Annotated in this window: 21 protein-coding genes and 4 pseudogenes; 14 read left to right on the forward strand and 11 right to left on the reverse strand. The window is 59.5% G+C overall.

Annotation, left to right across the window (positions count from 1 at the left end; translation table 11 throughout):
- The first annotated feature begins 308 nt into the window (after positions 1 to 308).
- The gene (locus B9A95_RS11210; protein ID WP_084047372.1) at positions 309 to 569 is read left to right on the forward strand and encodes a hypothetical protein; all 261 of its coding nucleotides are present in this window, start codon (positions 309 to 311) and stop codon (positions 567 to 569) included.
- Between the two features lie 177 nt (positions 570 to 746).
- On the opposite strand, the gene B9A95_RS11215 is transcribed toward B9A95_RS11210, so the two are convergent.
- Positions 747 to 1,754, reverse strand: a complete 1,008-nt coding sequence (locus tag B9A95_RS11215; RefSeq protein WP_084047735.1) for a glycoside hydrolase family 113 protein — start codon at positions 1,752 to 1,754, stop codon at positions 747 to 749.
- Between the two features lie 89 nt (positions 1,755 to 1,843).
- Between B9A95_RS11215 and B9A95_RS11220 the strand changes: the two genes are divergently transcribed.
- Positions 1,844 to 2,434, forward strand: a complete 591-nt coding sequence (locus B9A95_RS11220; protein WP_084047736.1) for a TetR/AcrR family transcriptional regulator — start codon at positions 1,844 to 1,846, stop codon at positions 2,432 to 2,434.
- A 987-nt stretch (positions 2,435 to 3,421) separates the two neighbouring features.
- Here the strand turns inward: B9A95_RS11220 and B9A95_RS11235 are convergent.
- Positions 3,422 to 4,216, reverse strand: a complete 795-nt coding sequence (locus B9A95_RS11235; RefSeq protein ID WP_084047374.1) for a MerR family transcriptional regulator — start codon at positions 4,214 to 4,216, stop codon at positions 3,422 to 3,424.
- Positions 4,217 to 4,387: 171 nt separating this feature from the next.
- Here B9A95_RS11235 and B9A95_RS11240 point away from each other — a divergent pair, with 171 nt between their 5' ends.
- From B9A95_RS11240 to B9A95_RS11250, 3 genes are all read left to right on the forward strand, one after another.
- Positions 4,388 to 4,579 carry a hypothetical protein gene (locus tag B9A95_RS11240; protein ID WP_084047375.1) on the forward strand — a complete coding sequence of 64 codons (192 nt, stop codon included), beginning with the start codon at positions 4,388 to 4,390 and terminating at the stop codon, positions 4,577 to 4,579.
- A gap of 373 nt (positions 4,580 to 4,952) precedes the next feature.
- A complete protein-coding gene (locus B9A95_RS11245) occupies positions 4,953 to 5,321 on the forward strand; it encodes a hypothetical protein (protein WP_084047376.1) in 369 nt (122 codons plus the stop codon).
- Positions 5,322 to 5,648: 327 nt separating this feature from the next.
- Positions 5,649 to 5,885 (forward strand): hypothetical protein, encoded by a 237-nt coding sequence (locus B9A95_RS11250; protein ID WP_084047377.1) that lies wholly within the window; start codon positions 5,649 to 5,651, stop codon positions 5,883 to 5,885.
- A gap of 39 nt (positions 5,886 to 5,924) precedes the next feature.
- Here the strand turns inward: B9A95_RS11250 and B9A95_RS11255 are convergent, their stop codons facing one another.
- On the reverse strand, positions 5,925 to 6,758 hold the full coding sequence (locus B9A95_RS11255; RefSeq protein ID WP_084047378.1) for an IS5 family transposase: 834 nt from the start codon (positions 6,756 to 6,758) through the stop codon (positions 5,925 to 5,927).
- 548 nt (positions 6,759 to 7,306) lie between these two features.
- Here B9A95_RS11255 and B9A95_RS37075 point away from each other — a divergent pair.
- The 3 pseudogenes from B9A95_RS37075 to B9A95_RS37080 all read left to right on the forward strand — a co-directional run.
- Positions 7,307 to 7,426 (forward strand): annotated as a pseudogene (locus B9A95_RS37075) (helix-turn-helix domain-containing protein); the annotation flags it as partial.
- Positions 7,427 to 7,458: 32 nt separating this feature from the next.
- Positions 7,459 to 7,680, forward strand: a pseudogene (locus B9A95_RS35380) (helix-turn-helix domain-containing protein); the annotation flags it as partial.
- 20 nt (positions 7,681 to 7,700) lie between these two features.
- Positions 7,701 to 8,326, forward strand: a pseudogene (locus B9A95_RS37080) (IS630 family transposase).
- Positions 8,327 to 8,379: 53 nt separating this feature from the next.
- On the opposite strand, the gene B9A95_RS11275 reads toward B9A95_RS37080, so the two are convergent.
- The 4 genes from B9A95_RS11275 to B9A95_RS11290 all read right to left on the reverse strand — a co-directional run bounded on the left by B9A95_RS11275 (position 8,380) and on the right by B9A95_RS11290 (position 11,479).
- Positions 8,380 to 9,171, reverse strand: a complete 792-nt coding sequence (locus B9A95_RS11275) for a CPBP family intramembrane glutamic endopeptidase (protein WP_084047382.1) — start codon at positions 9,169 to 9,171, stop codon at positions 8,380 to 8,382.
- Entirely contained in the window at positions 9,168 to 9,701 is a 534-nt protein-coding gene (locus B9A95_RS11280) for an ArsR family transcriptional regulator (RefSeq protein ID WP_084047383.1), read from the reverse strand. Before B9A95_RS11280 ends, B9A95_RS11275 begins: the two co-directional genes overlap by 4 nt.
- A gap of 51 nt (positions 9,702 to 9,752) precedes the next feature.
- Positions 9,753 to 10,109 (reverse strand): hypothetical protein, encoded by a 357-nt coding sequence (locus tag B9A95_RS32105; RefSeq protein WP_139806696.1) that lies wholly within the window; start codon positions 10,107 to 10,109, stop codon positions 9,753 to 9,755.
- 659 nt (positions 10,110 to 10,768) lie between these two features.
- Positions 10,769 to 11,479, reverse strand: a complete 711-nt coding sequence (locus B9A95_RS11290; RefSeq protein ID WP_084047737.1) for an IS6 family transposase — start codon at positions 11,477 to 11,479, stop codon at positions 10,769 to 10,771.
- Positions 11,480 to 11,662: 183 nt separating this feature from the next.
- On the opposite strand from B9A95_RS11290, the gene B9A95_RS11295 reads away from it, so the two are divergent.
- From B9A95_RS11295 to B9A95_RS11305, 3 genes are all read left to right on the forward strand, one after another.
- Positions 11,663 to 12,259, forward strand: coding sequence for a TetR/AcrR family transcriptional regulator (locus B9A95_RS11295; protein ID WP_084047385.1), 597 nt, complete (start codon positions 11,663 to 11,665; stop codon positions 12,257 to 12,259).
- 98 nt (positions 12,260 to 12,357) lie between these two features.
- Complete coding sequence (locus tag B9A95_RS11300) at positions 12,358 to 13,170, forward strand: SDR family oxidoreductase (RefSeq protein WP_084047386.1); 813 nt, start codon at positions 12,358 to 12,360, stop codon at positions 13,168 to 13,170.
- The gene (locus B9A95_RS11305; protein WP_084047387.1) at positions 13,170 to 13,748 is read left to right on the forward strand and encodes an NADPH-dependent FMN reductase; all 579 of its coding nucleotides are present in this window, start codon (positions 13,170 to 13,172) and stop codon (positions 13,746 to 13,748) included. Before B9A95_RS11300 ends, B9A95_RS11305 begins: the two co-directional genes overlap by 1 nt.
- Positions 13,749 to 13,863: 115 nt before the next feature.
- Here B9A95_RS11305 and B9A95_RS11310 read toward each other — a convergent pair whose 3' ends face one another.
- The 3 genes from B9A95_RS11310 to B9A95_RS11320 form a co-directional block, all read right to left on the reverse strand.
- Positions 13,864 to 14,190, reverse strand: a complete 327-nt coding sequence (locus tag B9A95_RS11310; RefSeq protein WP_084047388.1) for an HU family DNA-binding protein — start codon at positions 14,188 to 14,190, stop codon at positions 13,864 to 13,866.
- A 69-nt stretch (positions 14,191 to 14,259) separates the two neighbouring features.
- Positions 14,260 to 14,658 carry a hypothetical protein gene (locus B9A95_RS11315; protein ID WP_084047389.1) on the reverse strand — a complete coding sequence of 133 codons (399 nt, stop codon included), beginning with the start codon at positions 14,656 to 14,658 and terminating at the stop codon, positions 14,260 to 14,262.
- A 197-nt stretch (positions 14,659 to 14,855) separates the two neighbouring features.
- Complete coding sequence (locus tag B9A95_RS11320; RefSeq protein ID WP_084047390.1) at positions 14,856 to 15,056, reverse strand: hypothetical protein; 201 nt, start codon at positions 15,054 to 15,056, stop codon at positions 14,856 to 14,858.
- Between the two features lie 327 nt (positions 15,057 to 15,383).
- Between B9A95_RS11320 and B9A95_RS11325 the strand changes: the two genes are divergently transcribed.
- Both B9A95_RS11325 and B9A95_RS11330 read left to right on the forward strand, forming a co-directional pair.
- Entirely contained in the window at positions 15,384 to 17,489 is a 2,106-nt protein-coding gene (locus B9A95_RS11325) for a hypothetical protein (RefSeq protein ID WP_139806698.1), read from the forward strand.
- A gap of 358 nt (positions 17,490 to 17,847) precedes the next feature.
- Positions 17,848 to 18,835, forward strand: a pseudogene (locus B9A95_RS11330) (transposase).
- Here the strand turns inward: B9A95_RS11330 and B9A95_RS11335 are convergent.
- Entirely contained in the window at positions 18,759 to 19,361 is a 603-nt protein-coding gene (locus B9A95_RS11335; RefSeq protein WP_084047392.1) for a transposase, read from the reverse strand. The pseudogene B9A95_RS11330 and the gene B9A95_RS11335 overlap by 77 nt on opposite strands.
- Positions 19,362 to 19,764: 403 nt before the next feature.
- Here B9A95_RS11335 and B9A95_RS11340 point away from each other — a divergent pair, with 403 nt between their 5' ends.
- Entirely contained in the window at positions 19,765 to 21,297 is a 1,533-nt protein-coding gene (locus B9A95_RS11340; RefSeq protein WP_084047393.1) for a sensor domain-containing diguanylate cyclase, read from the forward strand.
- Positions 21,298 to 21,631: the final 334 nt, after the last annotated feature.

Below are 21,631 nucleotides of genomic sequence, written 5' to 3' on the forward strand. Positions count from 1 at the left end.
GCGGCCGTCCTGGCAGCTGGCGCTGAGGCGTACCTAGAGCCTCTCGGCAACGCAGCCTTGCTCAGCACACTGCAGACGCTCCTGGAACAGATTGACCGCCAGGCTTTCTGATTGAATCGACATCCCCCTGCAACAGCGCGGTGACGCTTCAAGGCCGCCTGTAAGCCTTCCGGAGCAGCCTTTGATTCGGACGTTACCGGCCCTCAAGCGGTGGAGTCAGAAGTTGACGCCTTGAGAACGGGTGGCCTGGCTGCCCGTGAAATGGACGGGTGGTATTGCCACCGCATGAACGTAAGGTAAAGTCTTTTATGAGACGTTACATCCACTACACCTATGCCTCCAAAGTGAGAGACACCCTGCGCCAGGAGGCCGAAGAAGAGGTACGCGACTTCGGGAGCGCATCAGAATTCCTTTCTTATTGTGAAGCGATGGAGCACCTGAAGCAGGATGAACGTGACCCATTGGTCGAGTTTCATACGGAGGAGACGGTGGAAGCGCCTTACGAGTTGAGGGCGGCGCGCCTAAGGGCGGTGAACTGGGAAGATGTAGCAACGGAAGGGACCGCCTGAGGTGAATTGGGCCCTTGCCCGGACGTTTCGCTGCTCGCGGGGCCAGAAGAACGCCTCAGCCGCGATGGGCCAGGGCGGGGATGAGGGCTCGGGGACAGCTCAGGGCTTGAGATAGAACTTCACATGGTTTTGTTGTGCGGGGTCTTCCTCGAGACTTAGCGATCCCGAGCGGCCTGTTCAACGGTAGGCAGCACTCAAGGCGTCGAAGCTTGCTTTAGGGGCCCAGCGCTGAGCTCCAGCCTGGATAGCCTCAGGAGCACTCACCCGCACGATCCCGAAACTGCCCAAATCCAGGTCTGGCCGTCCATCCACCTGATGCGGAAGGTAGAAGCACGCGAACGTACAGACAAACGCCGTGTCGATGCCCTCCTCTTTGAAGAGTTCTGCCAGTTCCACAATGCACTGGGCCTGCGCCTCCTCATCTCGTTCGTATTCTCCCTTCAGCCCGACAGCGTGACCATCCTGGTACTCAATGATGTCCATTGCGGCGGCGCCAAGGTCATCGGCACCTCGGTAGGTTGCGCACCCAAACTCTGTGATGGCCACCGGTTTTCCCAGGCGCGTGAGCGACTGGACGGCTGCCCGGAAGTGAGGGGCGTTTGCTTTTGTTCGGTAGAGATCCATGGCCACGAAGTCAAAGGGTGTCCAGTCCACCCCTTCAAAATGGATAGCAGCGTAAGTGATGGGACCAGCAAAGCGCGTCCTAACGGCTTGTACGGCCCGCTGCAGGAAAGCGTTCATGCGGGCGGGAAGGGTTCCCAGAGCAGTCAAGGTGTCCGGGTGACGCGTGAGGAGGTCGCGCAAACGGTCATCTGCAGTTTTGCCCGGCAGGAAGCCCTTGGTGAACAGGCTCAGCTCTGCCCCGGTGACGAGCACCACCTGAGCTCCCTGTTGACGGAGACGTTCTGCACGTTCGGCGCAGTCAAGAAGGAGCGCAAGCAGGGCGTCCTGCTCAAGCTCATACGTGAAGGGTGAGAACCACACCTCAAGTCCAAGGTCAGCGGCGTGGCGCGCAGCGAGGTCCAGGCGCTCCGGGTCGCCGCCGGTGAGCCGAACAGCGGTGCAGTGAAGCTCATCCCGGATGACTTGCAGGTCGCTGCGAACAGCTGTGGAGTCGAAGGGTTCGTGGGTGCTGGTGAAGCCGTTGAGGAATCCAGTGTCGTACGTGATGCCTGAGCAGCGCATGAACATTCCCTCCCTATAGGGTACTGGTAGTACCTTATTTGGGAGCATACACCTCCGCTTCCGAAGCGTACAGTGCGGTGAGCAGCGTGATGCCACCTCCTTCCCCTACCCGACGACGCGGAATCGCCCTTGAACAGGCCATCCTCCGCGCAGCTGCCGATGAACTCCTTGCTGAGGGATACGCCGGTTTCACCATGGAAGAGGTGGCCCGGCGGGCAGGCACCAACAAAAACACGTTGTACCGCCGCTGGCCGAACCGGACGGCCCTCGCGTTCGCCGCCTACCAGCACCTCACGGTGAAGCACTTCACGCTGCCGGATACGGGGGATCTACGCGAGGACATTCTCGCCATCCTGCGGGGGGCCAACCAGCATTGGGGGTCCCCCTTGGGTGCAGTCATCCGGAGCCTGCTCGCGGATGCAGCGGACAATCCAGACCTGTTGCGTCAAGTGATTGCCCACGCGGCAGCGAGTGGAGCGGATTTATTTGTGCCCCTGCTGAAGCGGGCTGTTACGCGCGGTGAAGCGCGGCCCGAAGCACTCCAGCCACGCATAGCGGGGGTGGCCATTGCGCTCTTACGTCATGAGTACATCACCTCTGGGATATCCGAAGTGCCGGACGCCGTGCTCACTGAAATTGTGGATCAGGTGTACCTCCCCCTTGTTCAAGCCGTTGGTTAGAGGGCCGGAACAAGGACGCTTGGAGTGGGAAGGGCGTGAGGGAGAAGGTGCCGCACGGAAGACCGTTCCCCGTATGCGGCAGTCAGGAACACCTTTTCCCTGGGGAAGGAGGGCTGGTGGTAAGGTTCGTGGACCTCCAGGTCTGAAGTTGGCCCTGTCCGGAGGTGCGCCGGACTTTGAGCTGCTCGCGGGGCCGGAGTAACGCCCCAGCCGTTACGGCCAGGGCGAGAGGGAATGCGCTTGTCCAGTTGTTGCTCTTGGCTGCTGGAAACCTCACCAGGGCGGGCGCTCGTCCGAAGCCTTCCCGCCTCGTACGCCTTGTGCGCGTGTACTGCAGACGCACTTTGCCTGAGGTGGCCGCGACGATGGGTCTGATGGTCCTGTTGCTCGGCCTGTATGGCCTGACGACGGCGAGCGGGGCCTGGAACCTGTGGGCGCTCGCGATGCTGCTACCCGCTGAACTGACGTTTTGGTGGGGCGTGAAGCGGGTGCCGAGAGGCATTGGTGAGTGGTTCCGGGAAAATTATATTAGGGCTGTGAGATGAGCCCGTAGCCAAGTACGTCGCATTTGGTAGACCTCTTGCGAAAGTCATGATTGGCAGGCTCGTATCAGGTTGCACAGCGCCGCGATGAGCTGAACCCGGAGGGCAAAGCGACGCCACCGATGTCGGTACACGCCCTTCAACACGCGGAAGATCTTCATGCGCCGGATCATATGCAGGGTCCCCTGCCGGGTATGTGCCAGGACATGGTTGTCCTGGCGCTGCTCAGCCCACAGAGGCGGGCGCAAGCGTCGCCTTATGAGGGGTGATGGCGTGCCTGTGGCTTCTCCACAAGCCCTGATACCCAGCATCTGTGCTGCCTGGACGAGTGGACAGCCCCAGGACCTGCATGGCGTATCGGTGGAGGTCAGCTGAGGCTAAGGCGCGGGGCCCATCCGCTTACCCTTCAGGTGGCTCCTGCATAACGGTTTGGCTGGCCGAATCGTTACTCGGCTTGAAGGAAGAAGGCGATGTCCGTCTCATAGGCATTGGAATCGGGTATATCTGGAACGCTCTTCACATAGATCTCGGCGGTACTCCCCGTGATGTTCAGTCCCCGTCGCAGGGCCTCCTCCACCACAGCGGTGTACGCTTCCCCCGTTTTGTCATACGGTCCCACAAAGCGCCCGATGAACGCAGGACGGCCCTCAAAGGTACGCACCTCGATTCGGCCCTGAGGCTCAACTCCGCCTGTCACGGGAAGGCAGATCTCCACCACGCCCTGCTCGCCTTCAGCTTCATTGTGGTGCACGAAAAAGCTGGGGGCAGCGAGTTCGTAGCTCTGGCTCTTCTTGTAGGCCATCAACTCCTGAAGTGCTTCTGGAATGACCTCATAGTGCGGTGGGTGAAGCAGGGTGCGGATGCTCAGCGTCTGAAGGGTCGGGAGGTGTTCAAGGCGGTATTCCATAGTGTTCTCCTGGAGTGACGTGCGGAGGTGGAGCAGAGCACGCTCGCGGGCAGCAATCTCATGCCGGAGGCGTTGCTCGTGTTGCCTCAATACGTCATTTGCATGTGCGGGCGACTGAAGCATTTGACGAATGTCCTCCAGGGGCAGGTCCATCTGCCGCCATTGCCGGATGCGAACGCCCAGACTGATCTGAGCGGCGCTGTAATACCGGTACCCGGTGTTCTCCTCCACCCATCGGGGATGGAGAAGACCAATCTCGTCGTAGTACCTCAGTGTCTTCGGCGGAAGGCCAGTGAGGAGGGCAAAACGGGAGATGATCAGTCGTCCTTGCATGCCCCTGCACGCTAAGCGTTCCTGCTGCTGGAAGGTCAAGGGGCAAGCAAGCTTTAACGGCAGTCCGCCGTCCTCTTTTTACTGGGGAACTGAATTTCACAACGCCTCAGATACGCTTCCCGTACAGAATCAACACACCAGCCGGGCGCGCAATAGAGCAAACCTGCAGCCATGAACGAAGTGAACACCGCCCAGCCCGTTGCCCTCGCCGATTGCCCCCCTCTTGAAGGCCTGCTCTGGGATGTCCTGCAGCACGCGCTCAAGCTGCTGCCCGGCGCGCCGGTCCAAATCCAGATCAACGCGATCGGCTGGGACCTGATGAAGCCCGTCCGCCTGCTCGCTGGAGGCTGGCCCGACCGGTAGCCTGGAGCTGGGCGGTTTCGCAGACGGGGAGGAGGACGTCCACCTCGGCCTCCAGGGGCGATCAATTTGCTCAGGTGCCAGGCCAGGCGCTCCTCCGCCGGACTTTCGTAGGGCGTGGGCCTTGACGGAACACCGGTGACGGGTGCAGCGCCAGAAATCGAGAGGATGTTCAGCGTGATGATGGCCTCTCCTCAGCCCAGTCAGGGAAGAGAAGACGACCGTCTGAGTGGCTGGCCCATGGATGTTCAGCAGCTGCAGATTCACCCTCGTTCATCGGTCGTTCACCGGTGCTTTTCTACTGTTCTCTCAAGCAAAGGGCACCGGCCCAAGCGGAACGAAAGCCTCCCCACACGGACCACCCCAGGAGAACACCATGAACACCAAAATGCTGATCGCTACCCTCGCCGCCAGTGTCGCCCTCTCCTTCTCCGCTTCCGCAACCACCACACCCAGCACCACTGCCCCGACGCCGATCGCCCAGAACCAACCCAGCGCGGCTCCGTTGCTCCTGCCAAGCATTCAGAAGGTACGCGAAGCAGCTGCCCGCTTCACTCCACCCGAGTTCTGCTACGTCGGCAAAATGAAGGTCGCTTGTACCTTTACGGACGCTCCTTCCCAGGACCCCACCCAAACAGCAACCGCCCGCTTCCCCGCACCCGAGTTCTGCTACGTCGGCAAAATGAAAGTCGCTTGCACCCTCACGGGCGCCCCTTCCCAGGACCCCACTGGAACCCGACCCTAAACTCAATTTCTCAGGGTGATCCCCTGGCGCTTGTTCAAGTCAACACCGCATGCTCCCACCAGGAAGTTGGTGAGGTCATTGCACGGTGGTTTGAGGGTGGCCGCCAGATGGGTATGTGCGGCGCACTGGCTCTCGTAACACTCACGTCGCGTAATGGAGGATTTTTGTATGAAACAAAAGTTGAACGTAAGGGGATTCATCGGCTTAAGCTTCTTACTGCCTGCTCTGGTGGTCTCCTGCGGGCAACCCGCACCAGTGCCTACAGTCGTCGGTACCTGGAGTGGAACTTACAGCACGCCGCCAGGCAGCGGATCCAGTCCTTACGGCATGATCATCAACACGGACGGTACCTTGAAGGTGTACGACGGACCGGTCGGTTCCGCTGACGTTGCGACCGGGACGTGGACGTTGACCGGACAGAACTTTAAGGCGACCTACCATTACGTTGAGGGAAGCGACGTGATGGTCAATGCTGTCCTCAACCCATCCAATCTCCTCACAGGGACGTGGGGGTTCGCGCCAAGCAACACCTCAGGCGGGTCGTTCACGTTGACGAAGCAGTAGAGGGCGTTTTGGAATTCATTGAAGTGGCGGAAGTGGACATCACCGCTGTGCGAGACGATGGAGAACCAAGCGACTCATGGCGAGATAGCACCAGGTTTCTGTCGTTTCGGGTAATACCTCAAAGTCTTTTGATAAACGGCGGTTCCGGCCCATGCATGCAAATGATCGTTCGACAACCCAACGTCTCGGAAGAACATGGAAGGCCTTCGGGTCAATCCCCTGTGCCTCGAGGATGTCGGGAGCATAGCGCTTCAACTGTCGCCACCAGGGATACACGACTTCAAAATCCACTTGTAGCTCCTGACTGGCCCAACGCTTAAACTCACCAGTGTATCCCTGATCTGACCAGATCTTCTTCAAACCAGGGAATTGACCTTTCACCGCCTCTACCAATAAACGTCCACCCTGCCGATCTGCAAGATCGGCAGGGTGGACGACGACTTTCAACAGGAGTCCAAGCGTATCCACCAGGATATGGCGTTTCCGACCCTTGATCTTTTTATTGCCGTCGAATCCTCTGACACCGCCGTTTTCCGTGGTTTTGCTGCTCTGGCTGTCAATGATCGCAGCATGCACCTCAGCAGTTCGTCCAATATGTTCGCGGTATATGCGTCTGAGTTGGTCATTGGTCCGTTCCCAGACGCCTGTCAGACGCATCGTACGAAAGTGGTAATACACGGTTTCCCAAGGCGGGAAGTCATGCGGAAGGGCTCTCCAGGCAATCCCTCCTCGTAGAACGTATAAGATTGCATCCAGAATAAGCCGAGGGTGCCATATGGGAGGTGCGCCTCGCTTTGGACGAGAGGGCCAGACCTCTTCAAGGAGTTCCCATTCGGCATCCGTTACGTCGGAGTCGTAGGTTCCAAAGGGCATGCCTCAAGGTAATGAGGCACCATGAGAACTAATCCATTTCCAAAACGCCCTCTAATACTACAGTTGCAGTTGGCGATTCCGTCTCTAAAACACGGGAATTCTCGGGAGGTGACTGGTGACAGAAAGCCCTTGAACAACAGGTTCCTGGAGCAACTGCAACTGTGGTACTAACGATGACGGCACAGCTGTTTCCGTGGTGACGACGACAACCTACGACACGTCTCCTGTACCTCTTCCAGGAAAGACGAGAGCAAACAGGCTTCTGCGTTAGAGGCAACCTGCGGGTCGCCTTTTTCTTTGTTCTAAGTCAGTTGAAGCAGAGTTCACTACTCTCTCAGTGGCTGCCTAAATGGAGGCGCCTGGGCGTGGGGGAGAGAAGGCAGATGCACGCGCAGCTCCCGACCTTAGCGGCGCGCACGAGTACAGCGTTTTTCAATTTGTCATAGTTGGGTATAAGCCGACCTCTCCGGTACCCGGTGCAGTTGAGTGCTGAGCAGGAACAGAGCCTGAAAGGCATCACGAGCAAAGGCAGCAGTAAGGCGCGGGTCATGACCCGCGCCCGGATTCTGCTGATGGCCCATCGGCAGATGTCGGACGCGGACATCCGTGGTGCGCTTGGAATAAGCGTGCAGATGGTTCAGGCGACTCGAAAGCGCTTTGTCTTGGGTCGTCTGGATGATGCGCTCTTCGACGCACCCACACCGGCCGACCCGCGAAATTCGATGGCAAGGACCGAGCAGCCATCACGGCGCTCGCCTGCAGTGAGGTACCCGAAGGGCATGCGCAATGGAGTATCCGTTTGCTCGCTGAAAAAGCCGTTGAACAGGGCGTGGTTGACGGTATCGCACCTTCGACGGTGTACATCCTGAAAAAAACGCGGTCCAGCCGCACCGCAAAAGGCAGTGGTGCATCGCGCAACTGACCGCCAAGTTCCTCTGCGAGATGGCGCGTGTCCTCGACGTCTACACCCGGCCTTACGATGACCGTTTCCCTGTGCTGTGTTTCGATGAGCAGCCCTGCTTCCTCATTGGTGATGTCCTGGCCCCGGTTCCCATGGAACCGGGGCGCGTCGCCAAAGAAGATGATGAATACCAGCGATTCGGCACTTGTGCGTTGCTGCTCGCGGTCGAGCCCTGCACGGGTCGGCGGTTCGTGAAGGTCTGTGCCCGACGAACCGCCGAGGAGTACACCGCATTCATGCAGGACCTGGAACGCGCCTACCCGGCAGCCGTACAGATCACCCTGGTCCAGGACAACCTCACACCCATCATGGCGGCAGTTTCTACAAGTGGATGAACCCACAGCAGGCCCACCAGTTGGTGGGCCGATTCGAGTGGATCTACACGCCCAAACACGCCTCTTGGCTGAATATGGCGGAGTTGGAATTTCGTGCCCTTCAAAGGCAGTGCTTGAATCGGCGTATTTCCTCGCTGGAACGCCTTCGCTCCGAAGTCGAGGCTTGGGTGGCAGCGCGTTCACGCGCTGGCGTCACACTCAATTGGCAGTTCTCAACCCAAGTCGCCCGCCGCACCCTCCGATCTCACTACGAAGCCATTCGTATTCATTGAACGCTGCACTAGCCTTTCACACTCGTACAAAGTTAAGAATTGGAAAGACTTCCTTACTTCATCAAGCTGATCAAGGTCACGGTCACATGCCAGCACGTGTGGGCCAGCATGGCTGTTTCGAGATTCCGTCGCCAATACAGGTAACCGAACGCCATCCCGCCGATCATGTTCAGGAGGACGGTCCGAGAGACGACGGCCGGAGTCAGGTCCACAAGTGTGGCTACTGCCCCAAGATGCCCGACGCCGAACAGGACTGCTGCAACCGTGATGGCTCCCCACATGACGGCTGCCCTGGGTGGTTGCCCATCCCGCTGGAGGAACCGCCACCCCAACCAGGTGAGGAGGGTCATCACGCCCCACCGCAGCAGCAGCTCCTCGGTGATTCCCCCATACAACATGCCTCCCAGAGTGTCGGTCAGTGAACGCGGTGCATCCAGACTCAACTTTGCACCGGCCTCCCCAAGGAGTGGACGCGTGAGGAGATCGAGCCCGGCCAAGAGGACGGCCGTCGTGACGCCCGTCAGGAGTCCTGCTCCTGCATCCCGCCGGGTAAAGCGTGCTCCTGATTGACCACTGAGCACCGAATGCAGGCCTACTTTGGGCGCAAGGACAGCTCCCAATGCGGTGCTGCCGAGCGTCAGAAGTGCAGGATTGATCAGCGCCAGGGCAGTGAGGGTCTCCGTGGACACGCCTTGTGGGACTTTGGAAGCAGCATCTGGGTTCTGCAGGGCTTTTTCCACGAACTTGTGAATCAAGGGATAACTGCTGACCACACCAATGAGCCCAAGGCTGACGAGGCGCGTGATCGCAGGAAGTAGACGGGGGCGTTTCAGCGTCAAAGTCATGGTGTTCCCTCGGCTATATCCGTCGGAGTCCTCGTGCCTGGAAGGGCAACGAGGGCGATAGTGACGGCACGTGGAATTCCTTGGGACGTTTGCGAGTTTTGGTAGCGTTCCAACAGCGCGTTGATTTCGCTCAACAAGGTGCGTTGCTGCTCGTCGGTCAGGTTCAGGAGACCGTGATGTGCTTGGTTACGATCGTTGATCGCATCAGGATCGATCGCAGGGGGTTGTTCGGGTGCAAGGGCAGAAGGGTCGGCCTCATCACTAAAGCGGAGGTCCGGAGCCACACCCACGTTGAGGAAGGTAGCGCGGTAATACTTGCCTTCGTCGTCATGCCGGACCGTCTGCACCAGCTCGATTGCGAGCAGTTTTTTGAGGTGATAGTGAACGAGATTGGGCTTAAGACCCAGGGCCCGTGCGAGTTGGGTAAGGGTCGCTTCTCGAGAAATCAACAGCCGGAAGAGCATGAGGCGCACGGGGTCGGCGAATATCCGCAGCTCTTCGTGGGTGGTCAGAATGCGCTGAAACTTCATGCGTTCGCCCCTTTCCTCTTGCAGGCGCTCGCTGGGACCTGTACTGGCCAATCAGGAAGGGAGAGCCTCGCGAATGCGTAAGAGATCTGCTTGAAGATCGTCCGTCTGAAAGATGAGTTGGTCGTAACTCTCGTGATGGAGTTCAAGCACGAGAGCTGGCTGCCCTTCCCGAATGTCGGCAAAGACTTTCCGCCCATGCGTATAGAACGTTCCTGCGGCGAGAACGCCGGGAAGGTGGGTTCCCGGTGCGCGGAGGCCCTCCTTCCAGGGGATGGCCGCCTGTTCTTCTACCCTGACTTGTTGGATGTGGGAGAGAGGAAGTTCGAGATGACTTTTCAGACTCCAGAGCCGGTCGAGTCCCATAACGTCGAGGATGAGGGTGTTTGGACCGAAGGTCAGGGTGATCATGACTGCTCCTGACAGGTGAGTCTCGCCTGTTTCAATAATATTGATTACATTCAATTCAATTGAATGTGGTCTACACACCTTACTATCATGAGCTTCAGCAATGGTGGGGCGAGTGGCCTTTGGGACACCGGAATTCCTGGTGGATTCTCTTCTCTAATTGTCCTTAGAGAAGAGAAAAAGTAGGAGTTTTATACGGGTAAAATCTCCTTCATTCAGGAGCAAAATAATCCTGATAAGTTCAACTATGAAGTCATTTCTGGGTGCGCTTAGAGCAGTTGTTCGAGAAATTTTCTTGGCTTTGATCGGTCAGCCAAGTTATCCTGGTCCGACGCCTGAAGAGCGCCGCACCGCTGAAGTTCAGCGACGACTTATGGAACGGCGTAGGAACGAACCCGCTTCGGTGGGAGAAGTGGCTAGCTCGGTAGGAGCAGAAGTGGCGAAGGTTATCATTGGTCAACCGACACCCTCGCCTATGCTGGAGAAAGAGTCGAAGCCCAAGAGAGGGTAGATCTTCAAACTCTTCTAGCAACGCGAATTTCCGATAGAGCGTGTCAGGCTAGGCTGAGAAGTCCGAAGGTGAGGTTTCGTTGAGAGTGGTTGTGGCAAGTTGTCGACCTCAAAGAAGCAGAGGGGAGCCGAGCACGCAGGCGGCCTGAAGTTCAGGCCGCCTGTTGCACGACCTGCTGCCACGTCTTGAAGGCCTCTTCTTTGTGAGAACGGCGCTGGGAAGCAGGGATGGCGGAGCGAGCGGAATGGTGAAGGTTCGAGACTCGGGTGTGCAGGTCGAGGAAGCCCTGCGCTCGTTGTCGTGACCTGAACCCCCACTGCTGACGTTCCTGCCGTCGTGTGGGGCGGTGGGATTGCTCGATCAGATTGTTGCAACGGGCAGAGGAGATCACCTGGACGTGCTCCACAGCGTGGAGCACGGGGAGTTCACGCAGGGCCGCACCAGAGCTCCAGAGCTTGTCGGTGTGAATGATCTCCGGCACGTCGTACTCACTCAGCAGCCGGGAGAAGAACGATTTGGCGGCTTCCGTGTCTCGGTGTTGCTGCAACAAGACGTCCAACACGGCTCCGTGTTCGTCGACCGCCCGCCACAGCCAGTGTTTGACACCGCCGACGTCCACGCACATTTCATCAAGGTGCCACTGGGAACCACGACGTGGTTCCCGGTGACGGAGGCCCTGGGCGAAGAGATGGCTGAAGTTGATGCACCACGTGCGGATGGATTCACGCGTCACGCAGATACCCCGCTCCAGCAGAAGTTCTTCGACATCGCGGTCGCTCAGGGGAAATCGGTGGTAGAGCCATACGGCGTAGCCGATGACCGCGAGGGGGAACCGGTCGCCGGGGAGCTTCTGACCGCTCAACACCGCGTCACCCTACCCCAACAACTTGCCACAACCGGCCGGAGTCATACGCCCTCGCTGGCGTGAACCCACGATGCGAGTTCACCCGTTGAGCGACCTGAATTTCTAATGCGTTCTGGCAGTCTCACAAATTTAGATTCTTCCATACTTGTACTCGTCTAGTTTTTGGGGTAGGATCAGCGTGTGGACGAGACAGGACCCATCGGACGACGAGAACGCAAGAAGCTCGATACCTGGCGGGCCATCCGCCAGACCGCGCTGCGCCTCATCACCGAACGTGGATACAGCAACGTCAGCCTCGACGACATCGCCGAAGCGGCAGATGTCTCTCGCGCCACCCTGTTCAACTACTTCCGGTCGAAGGAAGCCATGCTGTTCGACGCTGACCCTGAAGAACAGATCCACTGGGAACACTTCATGGCCGGCCGTCCCGCCGACGAACACCCCTGGGCCTCCCTCGAAGCCTTCTTTCTCGATTACACCGGCGGGTACGAAGCCAAACTCAGGCTGCAAAAGCAATTGCAGAATGAGGCACCGACCCTGGACCAAGCCAAGCAAGGCGTCAGCGTGCGCTTGCACACCTTTCTTTCCACCTGGCTGCAGTCCCGACTGACCGACCAGGGCAAGAATCCCGACGAAGCCGAGTTTCTGTTGGGCGTCGCCTTTGTTGCAATGGGAACCGCCTTCGGCCGGTGGAACGCGACTCAGGACTTCAAGGTCTTCCACGACCTGATCCGCAGCGCCTTCCACTGGGCTGGCCAGGGCTTGCTGTCTTCCTGATCACCCTTTTCTATTAAAACATTCCGTCTTTTGCGGCCTTGTCTTTGGACACGGGTCATCGTCTCTCATGGCCCCGTTCGGGGAAAGGTTGGTCCATCATGTCAAAAGTCTGGTTCATTACAGGAGTGTCCCGTGGGTTTGGAGAAGAGTTCGCCCGTGCCGCGCTGGAACGCGGCGATAAGGTTGCCGGAACGGCGCGGCGTCTGGAGACGGTGGAAGGCCTGAAGGCCTACGGTGACGCCTTCCTGCCAATCCAGCTGGACGTGACGGACCGTGCCGCGGACATGGCCGCCGTCCAGCAGGCCAAGGTCCACTTCGGCCAGTTGGACGTGGTGGTGAACAACGCCGGGTACGGGCATTTCGGCTTCTTCGAGGAGATCACCGAAGAGGAGGCGCGTGCCCAGATGGAGACCAACCTGTTCGGCGCGATGTGGGTCACGCAGGCAGCGGTGCCGATCATGCGTGAGCAGGGCCACGGACACATCATTCAGATTTCCAGCATCGGGGGTGTGGCCGCCTTCCCGAGCCTGGGCATCTACCACGCCTCAAAGTGGGCGCTGGAAGGGATGAGCGAAGCGCTGGCGCAGGAAGTCGCGGGGCAGGGCATCAAGGTGACCCTGGTGGAACCCGGCTCCTACGGAACGGACTGGGGCGGCGACTCGGCCAGCCATTCAGCGTCAAACCCACAGTACGACGGGTTCCGGCAGGCGATGGCTCAAAACAGAGGACAGTCTCAGACAGGCGATCCAAAAGCGGCCGCCCAGGCCCTCCTGAAGGTCGTGGACAGTGAAACCCCCCCGTTGCGGATCATGTTCGGTGGGCAGGCCTTCGACATCGCCCAGGGCCTCTACGCCAAGCGGGTCCAGACCTGGAAGGACTGGGAGACTGTGTCGCGCGAGGCGCAGGGCTGATGCCCCGTATCGGCGTGATCATCGGCAGCACCCGGCCAACACGTTTCGCGGATCAGGTCATCACCTGGCTGGCACCCTTCCTGGCCGAGCGTCAGGATCTCCAGTTCGAAACGCTCGACCTGCGCGACTTCGATCTGCCGTTCTTCAACGAACGCGCCTCCAATGCCTACGCTCCTACGCAGAACGCTGAGGGTGTTCGTTGGCAAGAGACGCTCGCGGGCTATGACGGCTTCATCTTCCTGGTCGCCGAGTACAACCATGCGCCGACCGCCGTGCTGAAGAACGCGCTTGACTATGCCTATCCGGAGTGGCGGCGCAAACCGGCCGCTCTCGTGGGCTACGGCGGTGTCGGCGGAGCACGCGCCATTGAGCAACTGCGGCTCATCCTGGTGGAGTTGCAGATGGCTCCGCTGCGGCACGCGGTGCATATTGCTGGATCTGACTTTTACGCCGCATTGAAAGGAGAGCAGCAGCTGGAGGGTATGACCTATCTGAATTCCAGTGTCGAGGCGATGCTCGACGACCTCACCTGGTGGACGAAGGTGCTGGAAGCGGGTCGAGCAACGCACGGCCAGTAAGAACTCAGTGGATACGCTGAAACACGCTGCTTAATTCCACCCTGAACCCCGAGGACGTTCTGAAGAACAGGAGGCCCAGGGCGTGCTGCCTGGGCCTCCCCTCGTCTATTGCGGCTCAGCCGTTGACGCTTTCCTTCAGGCTGCTGGCGACCTTGTAACTGACCTTCCTGCCGGCGGGGATCTGGATCTTCTCGGAGGTGCCAGGGCGCACGCCGGTGGCCTTCACGCTGAAGGTCCCCAGTCCGGGGAGCGTCACGTTCTGCCCCCCCTGCAGGGCCGTGAGCACCCGGTCCAGCATCGCGCTGACAGCCTGCTCACTCTGCTTCTTGGTCAGGCCGGTCTTGTCGGCCACCGTCTCCACAAGTTGAGCCTTGCCGATCTTGCCCCCCGTGCTGGCAGTAGGAGCGGCTGCGACGGCGTTTTTCGGGCTCTTTTTCGTCATGCCTGCATCCTGCGACGTCCAGCACGCGAAAAACAAGAGCAATTGCAAGAAACTGGGCCATTGGTGGCGTTAGGAAGCGTGTGCGCCCTGCTGCTCCTGCGCTTCCAGATAAGCGTCGATCCTCGCCGCCTGCGGCTCCAGGTACTCGTACAGCGCCCACCGGAAATGCAGGGACTGATGCCCGCCCACCCGCTCCACCATCGCCACGAACCGCTCGCGCTGGGTCTTTTCCTGCCGGAAGGCCGTCTTGACCAGGCCCTCCAGTTTCTGATGCCGATCCGCGAGGTACGTCCGAGGGTCAGGGCTGTAGACGTCTCGCTCCAGATAGCTGTCAATCGCTCGCCGGACGTGGCCCGTCAGTGTCCCACCACCAAGGGCGACGATGGCGTCCAGGCGTTGCCGTTCCGCCGCGTCTTGCCGGAAGGAGATCAGGACTGATCCTTCTTGCAGCAGGACCCGTGGGAGCACGCCGGGAGGCCGTTTTCTGCCCGAGGGGGAGCGAGAGTCCGTCGTCATTGCGCCACCCATTGTGCCCCGAGGGGGGGCGGGACAAACGCCCGCACGCCAGGGGGGTCTGACGGGGGTGGGGCCTGAACGACCAGGACCTTGCGCGCGCCGCCATGTGGGAAGCCGCCGGACGCCCTGTCAATCTGGAGCAGTCACCCTTACTTCGCCAGCCAGGCGTGCATTTCACGCCAGCTTCCGCGCCCGTACCCGTCGTCTCCGCCACCACGCAGCTGCCGCCACTGACAGCTGCCCTCCTCGCGGCTCATGGTGGCCCACTCACCGCTCACGCGCTGGGCGTGGTACAGCTGCCGCTCCAGGGGAACGCGGCTCTGGAGAGGAGATAGGAAGCTGATCCTCACCTGCGCAGGCGACCTTGGTAAGGAGATGGCTACAGCTACAGCTTTTCGGAGCGCCAAGGGCGCTCGCCCCCCTTCCTCCCCTTGCTTCAGGCAAGGGGAGGAAGGGGGGCCTTTGGTGAAAAGGAACTCATTCTCACCCCCCACTAAAATGTTGCTTCACTATATCGAAGCTTAAGAAAATAAAGGACAGCGAAATCAGAAACTTGTCAATTCCGCCCTTGTAGAGGACAGATTCTCCATACCTTCAACCTTAAGAAGATGTTAGAAGTTTATCTAACTGTTAGTAAAGTGTAATTTTTCCCTCACTAATCTGGAGGAAGACGTCGGGTGAGCTTTCCCGATGTGTTCGCGCATTTTTTTTCTTCCTCCAGGAGTTTATCCATGCCCTATTCTCAAGCCATCGCCTTGATGGCCGCTCTCGCTTTAGGCAGTGCCGCCGCCGCCCCTCTCGCCACGGGAAACAGCGCGGGAACGAATGCTGGCACCAGCATCACCAACATTGCCGATGCTGTCTTTGATGACCCGGCAGGTGGCGCCACGGCCCTAACCTCCACCTCCAACACGGTCGTCACGAAGGTCAACGCCATCACTGGCTTTGACATTATCTACAGCGATGGCAGTACAGACGACGTCGCTTCCACAAACGCACCAGCAAATTACAGCAAGACCAACATTTTGCCCGGCGCAACTGTTTACAGCAGTTACCGAGTCGTCAACAACAGCAACATCGACAACTACGTCATCAACATCAGTGCTTATGGCAATCTCGGCGGTCCTTCCGTCAAGTACTACTTGGACGCGGACCAGAACGGGGCTCCCGACGATCTGAACAGCCCAATTACGTCCGTCACCCTGACCAACGGTGGGTACAAGGACATCGTTCAGGCCATGACGGTGCCCTCCATCGCATCTGCCAACAACCAGTACTACGCAAGCCCAATGGGCTATGCCCCGACCATGGTCATCAATGGGATCGGATTTGCGCCCTACAGTGAGCCTTCCAACCAGAACACGCCTGGTACGGCGGCCACCAACATGGACTTGCAGCCGACCACAGCTCGGATCTACGTTCCCGGTGCACAACTCGGCCCGAACGGCTACCCAGCAGGAGACGGTACGGGTACGTACGCTGATCCCAGTACTCCTACCACCAGCATCTCGAGGCAGGGTGACCAACAGACGGCTACAGTCCAGGCTGGGACCACGTCCGTCACCTTCATCGACACCATCAAGAACACGGGAACGCTCACCGACAGCTATGCCCTTCTGGACCGTCCTTCCGGTGTGGTAGTCACGACACCGAGCGGCGCTTCCATCACCAGCACGCCAACCGTAGAGAACGGCATCACGTACGTCACTGACAGCGGCGGCACACCCACGATCAAGAATGTGCCTGCTGGCGGTACGGCCAACTATCGGGTGACCTTCTCATACGCCACTGGGACGACTCAAGTTGGGTTTACGGTCGGAATCGATGCCTTAAGCGCTCCAAACGGTGTTCTGGAGGACACCACCTTCCACATGATCCTCGTGCCCAAGGTCCTGTTCGGTGACAAGACCAACACAGGGCCGGATGCCACACTGAACCCCAATCCCAGCGGCGCACCTGGAGCAACGACCACCCTGTCGATGCAGGTCAAGAACACTGGCGGATCCAGCGATACGTACTCGTTCACGAGTACTCAGGTGGCCTTCCAAGTCGTGGACACCAACGGTAACATCACCACGCAAAACGTGCCCGTCACGTACGCTGCGGACACGAATTGCAATGGCACCACGGACGCAAGTGAAACCCTGCCCTTGACGCTTGCCGCCAACACTACCGGGTGTGTGATTGCAACCGTAGCGGTGCCCAGCAACGCCATCAAGGGCCAGACGCCGGTGTTTACACAGACCCTGACGGGCGCCAGCACGATTACCGCACAGGACAGCAACGATACGGTGAATGTGACCCTGACGTTTAGCCCCACCCCCAGCAATAAGGGTGTGTTGGTGGCCAAGTTCACCGCGAAGGCGGGCGTAACGGCGAACAGCGAGACCGAGTCCAACACGGGGCTCACCAATCCAGCAAACTACACATTGAGTCAGACCACGTCTCTACCTGGGAGCAACGTCAGCTACCGGATCGTGGCGAAGAATGTTTACAACACCAGCGTGACAAAGTTCTATCTCAAGGACACCGTGCCCGCGAACACCACCTTGCAGTCCTACACCTTGACCAAAAATAATGTCCTCGTCGCACTCACCGATACGATTTTCAGCGTTGACAATGGGACAACTTGGACGGCGGTGCCCAATGGGGCGAGTGTCAATCCCTCTGCAGCTTCTGGAACGACTTACCTGGTGGCGGTCGACACGGATCACAACAATGTTCCGGACGCACTGGGACCCAACCAGACCCTGCAACTGGATTTTGTGGTGAAGATCAATTGAGCCAGACCCCTCTGTCCCCGGTCCAGCAGTTCTCCCTTCCGTAAAAGGCCCCCCTCCCCGCCGCCAGCTTCAGGCCAGCGCAGGGAGGGGGAAGCGTTTTGACGGAGGTTATCCGTGCGCCATGAGGAATCTACACCGAGCAGCTCAGGAGATGACAACTTCTCTTTTCATCGTTCAGAACGATGAAAAGCCGTTTTCCCGTGTGTCCCTGGACAGGGACGACGACAGGCAGTGTGTTGAGGTATGCGACCTACATGCCCTCCCTGCTGCACTACTGAATTGACGGCCCACTTCAAAACCTGTGTGCCCTTTCTACGCACCGACACCCTCCAGCGCGCCAGGGATGTGCATGAAGGCCATGATCACCGCCCAGCGTGTCAACCACCGCGACCTTGGTCCTCATCTTCCGGGAACCAGCTCCACCGAAGCTAAGAAACGGCGCGTTCAACGCGCCGTCCACGACGAGCAGCTCACGGCTCAGGTCTACCTGGCGCTGCTGTTGGCACACCTTCCCCCAGGAAAAATCCTCATGGGCCTGGACCGCACCACCTGGGAACATGGGGAGTCCCCCCTCAACCTCCTGGTGCTCGGTGCTTTCATCCACGGATTCACGATCCCTCTGTACTGGGTGGCCTTGGATCACACTGGCAACAGTGATACCCGGGCGAGAATGTGGGTCGTCTCCAAGCTGCTGGAAGCCCTTGCAGCGCGACGCTGGAAGGGCGGCCTGGTGACGGACCGGGAGTTCATCGGTGCCGAGTGGTTCCGCTTTCTGCGTCGCAAAGGCATTCTTCAAGCCGTTCGGATTCGCAAGGACACCGTGCTGGACGAGCTCTTCGCAGACGAACGGTTCCAGGATCTGCAACCGGGTCAATTCCGGATCATCGCCGAGAAAACGCAGGTTTTTGGGGAACGGATGTGGGTCGTGGCCACCAGGTCACCCGCGGGTGACCTGGTCATCATCGCAACAGATTTCGCCGTATGGGAGACATGGAAGCTCCATGGGCTCCGCTGGACCATCGAATGCACCTTCAAGTTCGCAAAAGATGCGGGGATTCGATCTGGAGCGCACTGGAGTCACGGACAAGAAGCGCCTGAAGCGCTTGTTCGGGCTCGTCACTTTGGCGAAGTTAACCTGCTTGCGAGTGGGGATCTGGCGCCATGAGATCAAACCCATCCCCGTTTTGGCTCATGGCCCGGCGGCCATGAGCCAGGTGCGTTACGGATCAGAACTCCTGCGCAACGTGTTGCGCTGGGTCCCGCACCAACTCAACGAAATCCTTGAAGTCTTGGCAAGTCCTTTTCCTCCACTGAAACGACAAAAAAGTGGAGTTGTCGACTACTGAGCTTCTGGCCGAATTTGCTGAAAGTAAAGCGGCTCTTCAAGGTTTTGAAGAGTGCCCCGATTTTCCACCTGCGCCGACCTGTTTGCTTCGCGGTTCTGGGGGTCCTACGCTGGGAGAACACGAGAAAACGTTGTTCCTGTCGTTCCTCCTGTTTGGCGTGAAGCCAGATCCAGTACAGCCACAGCGGCAGGTCTGACAGACCCTGGAAAAAGACGCGACGCTGTTGCGCTGTGATGTCTTTCAGACGCTGACCGTCCACGGTCAGCCGGTCTGCCCGCATTCCCACGGTAAATTCCAGCCCCAATGCCTGGAGGTCAGACATGAAGGCGGCACTGCCAAACCCGGCATCGGCGAGAAGATGAACCCGTTTGGCTCTGGAGCGCACTTCCAGGGGAAGCTGCCGGACCAGCCGCAATGCCAGGTCTGCCGGAGAGGGTGTTCCTTTCCCACGCCAGATCTTGATCCCCCAGGGCGAGCGGAGATCACCACAACAGATGTAGAGCATGACGACATGCAGGCCACGCACCCCGTTCAGGGTGTGCAGCCATCCAGCTCAGCGAACACGCCTTCTTTGGCGGTGGAAGTGGTGTCCATGATGATCTCGATGAGCGGTGGACGCCCCGGCGTCCACGGAGGTACGTCCGGAACGTGTCCAAGGCATGCTGGCGCATCACCCGCAGAAGGGTGCGTGCACTCTAGCGTTGGTGGTTGAGGAAACGGGAGATCCCCAGCGCTTCCAGGAAGTAGCTCAGGACAACCTGCAGGTTGTCCCGATATTGCTTGCGGCAACAGGAGGTGAGCATGGCAGAATGGGAGCCGTCCAGCACGGTCATTTCGTTGAATCACACCCTCAATATGAGCTGGGAAGCCGTCCAGGACGGCCTTTTCCCAAACTGAAAAATGTCAGTTCATTTACTTACACTCTAGGAATGTCAGGAGCGCCGGTCCCCCCAGATGAAGCTGCCCGCTTGTTAGACCTCGCGCAGTACCACATCCTCGATACTGCCCGCGAAGAAGTCTTTGACCGTATCACCCGCCTCGCTGCCCGGCTCCTCCGCGTGCCCGTCGCCGTCGTCAACTTCGTGGACGTGGACCGACAATGGGGCAAGGCCATGGTCGGCCTTGACGACACTGAAGCGCCCCGTGAGTACTCCTTCTGCGCCTGGGCCATCTTGCAGGACACCCCCTTCGTCGTTCCCGACGCTACCGCCGATCCCCGGTTTACAGACAATCCGATGGTCACGGGCGAACCGCACATCCACATGTATGCGGCTGCTCCGCTCGTCACGCCGCGCGGGCACCGTATCGGGACGCTGTGCATCACCGACGATCAACCTCATCCTCTGGATGAGGAGGACCTCCGTGCCCTGCAAGACCTTGCTGCCACCGCTATAAGCGAGCTGGAACTCCGTAGTCATGTCCAACGGCTCCAACAGCAGGTGGGGGCACAGGCCGAGCGCGAGGCGGACCTGCAGCGCAACCTCGCCCACGCGCAAACGCTCGAAGCCGTCCATGAACTCATGGACCTGCCCCTCTCGCCGGAAGACTCGGCCCACCAAGCGGCGGGCCTGATCGGGCAGGCCATTCACGCGGACTGGACGGGGCTGGTCATCTTCGAGAACGGCAAGCCTCACATCCAGCGGGTGTACGGAGAGGCGGACCTGCACCCTCTGTTGTTCGAACTGGCAAACCACCTCAACCTCAGTGACCGGAGCGTCACGCATACCCTGAAAGACCTGAAAGCGCCGTTCTATCTGGATGTGTACCGGGAACATCCCGAGGCCCGACCTGCGTTTATTGAGGCAGGCCTCCAGGCCGCGGCATGGATTCCGCTGGGTACGTGGCAGGGCAAGACGTTCCTGATGCTGACCTTGCGGGCAGATCAGGAGCGGGAATTGCCCTGGAGGGGAAGTGACCGGACCCTGCTGGAAGCAGCGGGGCGGAGCGTGCGGGCCGCACTGTACGAACGGGCGAGGATGGAGGCTTCTCTTGAGTCAGCCAGGGAGGACGCCTTGACGAGCGTGCTGAACCGCCGCGCCTTCGATGAAGACCTGGAACAGTGTCAGAGCCTGGGCGAAGCCTTCACGCTCGCCCTAATGGATTTGGACGGATTCAAGGGACTCAACGACACTGAGGGGCATGCGCAGGGCGACAAGGTGCTGCAACTCTTCGCGGGTGCGCTGAAAGCAGAGCTCCAGGGCCAGGGCAAGGTGTACCGGTTGGGAGGCGATGAGTTCGTGCTGCTGCTGCCGGGAGCGTGGGCGGCTGAGGACGTGGATGAGATGGTGGATGTGGCGGTCCCTGCGGCTCAGCAGGCGTGTGTGAGCCGGATTGGGGCCAGCGTTGGGGTAGCGAAGGCGGGAGAAGCAGGAACATGCATGGAGCTGATCAAGTTGGCAGATGCGCGGATGTACGAGGTCAAGCGCCGCCGCAAGGCACTCCGCACCGAGCGAAAAGTGTAACCCGGACGTCATGTTCCTCCAGCTCCAACACGGTCTGCCAGGCTTCCCACGCCCCAGCCCTGGCCTCCTCGTGGCAGCCCAGGTCGTCCGCGAGGGCCAAGCGCTCGTGCTCGTCCAGCCCAGCAGAGCCCAATGTCAGTGCCATGAGGTGAGAGCGAGAGACGCCGATGTTCCGTCCAGCCCAGCCTCAGGGAGACCGCGTACCGCCATGTTCCCCTGCTTCCGGGCCATCCAATTCCAGTCGCATTGTCACCAGTTCCGCCTGAGCGAAGTGCTCGCGGTGGGTGGCTGCCAAGCCCGCCGCAGTTGCAGGACCTGCGGAGAGGTCACCCGA

Origin of the sequence: Deinococcus hopiensis KR-140, from assembly GCF_900176165.1 — a bacterium.
GTDB classification, from domain to species: Bacteria; Deinococcota; Deinococci; order Deinococcales; family Deinococcaceae; genus Deinococcus; species Deinococcus hopiensis.

Coding starts and splice junctions, on each gene's coding strand:
- B9A95_RS11210 (WP_084047372.1), top strand. CDS start 309: ATGAGACGTTACATCCACTACACCTATGCCTCCAAAGTGAGAGACACC.
- B9A95_RS11215 (WP_084047735.1), bottom strand. CDS start 1,754: ATGCGCTGCTCAGGCATCACGTACGACACTGGATTCCTCAACGGCTTC.
- B9A95_RS11220 (WP_084047736.1), top strand. CDS start 1,844: ATGCCACCTCCTTCCCCTACCCGACGACGCGGAATCGCCCTTGAACAG.
- B9A95_RS11235 (WP_084047374.1), bottom strand. CDS start 4,216: ATGCAAGGACGACTGATCATCTCCCGTTTTGCCCTCCTCACTGGCCTT.
- B9A95_RS11240 (WP_084047375.1), top strand. CDS start 4,388: ATGAACGAAGTGAACACCGCCCAGCCCGTTGCCCTCGCCGATTGCCCC.
- B9A95_RS11245 (WP_084047376.1), top strand. CDS start 4,953: ATGAACACCAAAATGCTGATCGCTACCCTCGCCGCCAGTGTCGCCCTC.
- B9A95_RS11250 (WP_084047377.1), top strand. CDS start 5,649: ATGATCATCAACACGGACGGTACCTTGAAGGTGTACGACGGACCGGTC.
- B9A95_RS11255 (WP_084047378.1), bottom strand. CDS start 6,758: ATGCCCTTTGGAACCTACGACTCCGACGTAACGGATGCCGAATGGGAA.
- B9A95_RS11275 (WP_084047382.1), bottom strand. CDS start 9,171: ATGACTTTGACGCTGAAACGCCCCCGTCTACTTCCTGCGATCACGCGC.
- B9A95_RS11280 (WP_084047383.1), bottom strand. CDS start 9,701: ATGAAGTTTCAGCGCATTCTGACCACCCACGAAGAGCTGCGGATATTC.
- B9A95_RS32105 (WP_139806696.1), bottom strand. CDS start 10,109: ATGATCACCCTGACCTTCGGTCCAAACACCCTCATCCTCGACGTTATG.
- B9A95_RS11300 (WP_084047386.1), top strand. CDS start 12,358: ATGTCAAAAGTCTGGTTCATTACAGGAGTGTCCCGTGGGTTTGGAGAA.
- B9A95_RS11305 (WP_084047387.1), top strand. CDS start 13,170: ATGCCCCGTATCGGCGTGATCATCGGCAGCACCCGGCCAACACGTTTC.
- B9A95_RS11310 (WP_084047388.1), bottom strand. CDS start 14,190: ATGACGAAAAAGAGCCCGAAAAACGCCGTCGCAGCCGCTCCTACTGCC.
- B9A95_RS11340 (WP_084047393.1), top strand. CDS start 19,765: ATGTCAGGAGCGCCGGTCCCCCCAGATGAAGCTGCCCGCTTGTTAGAC.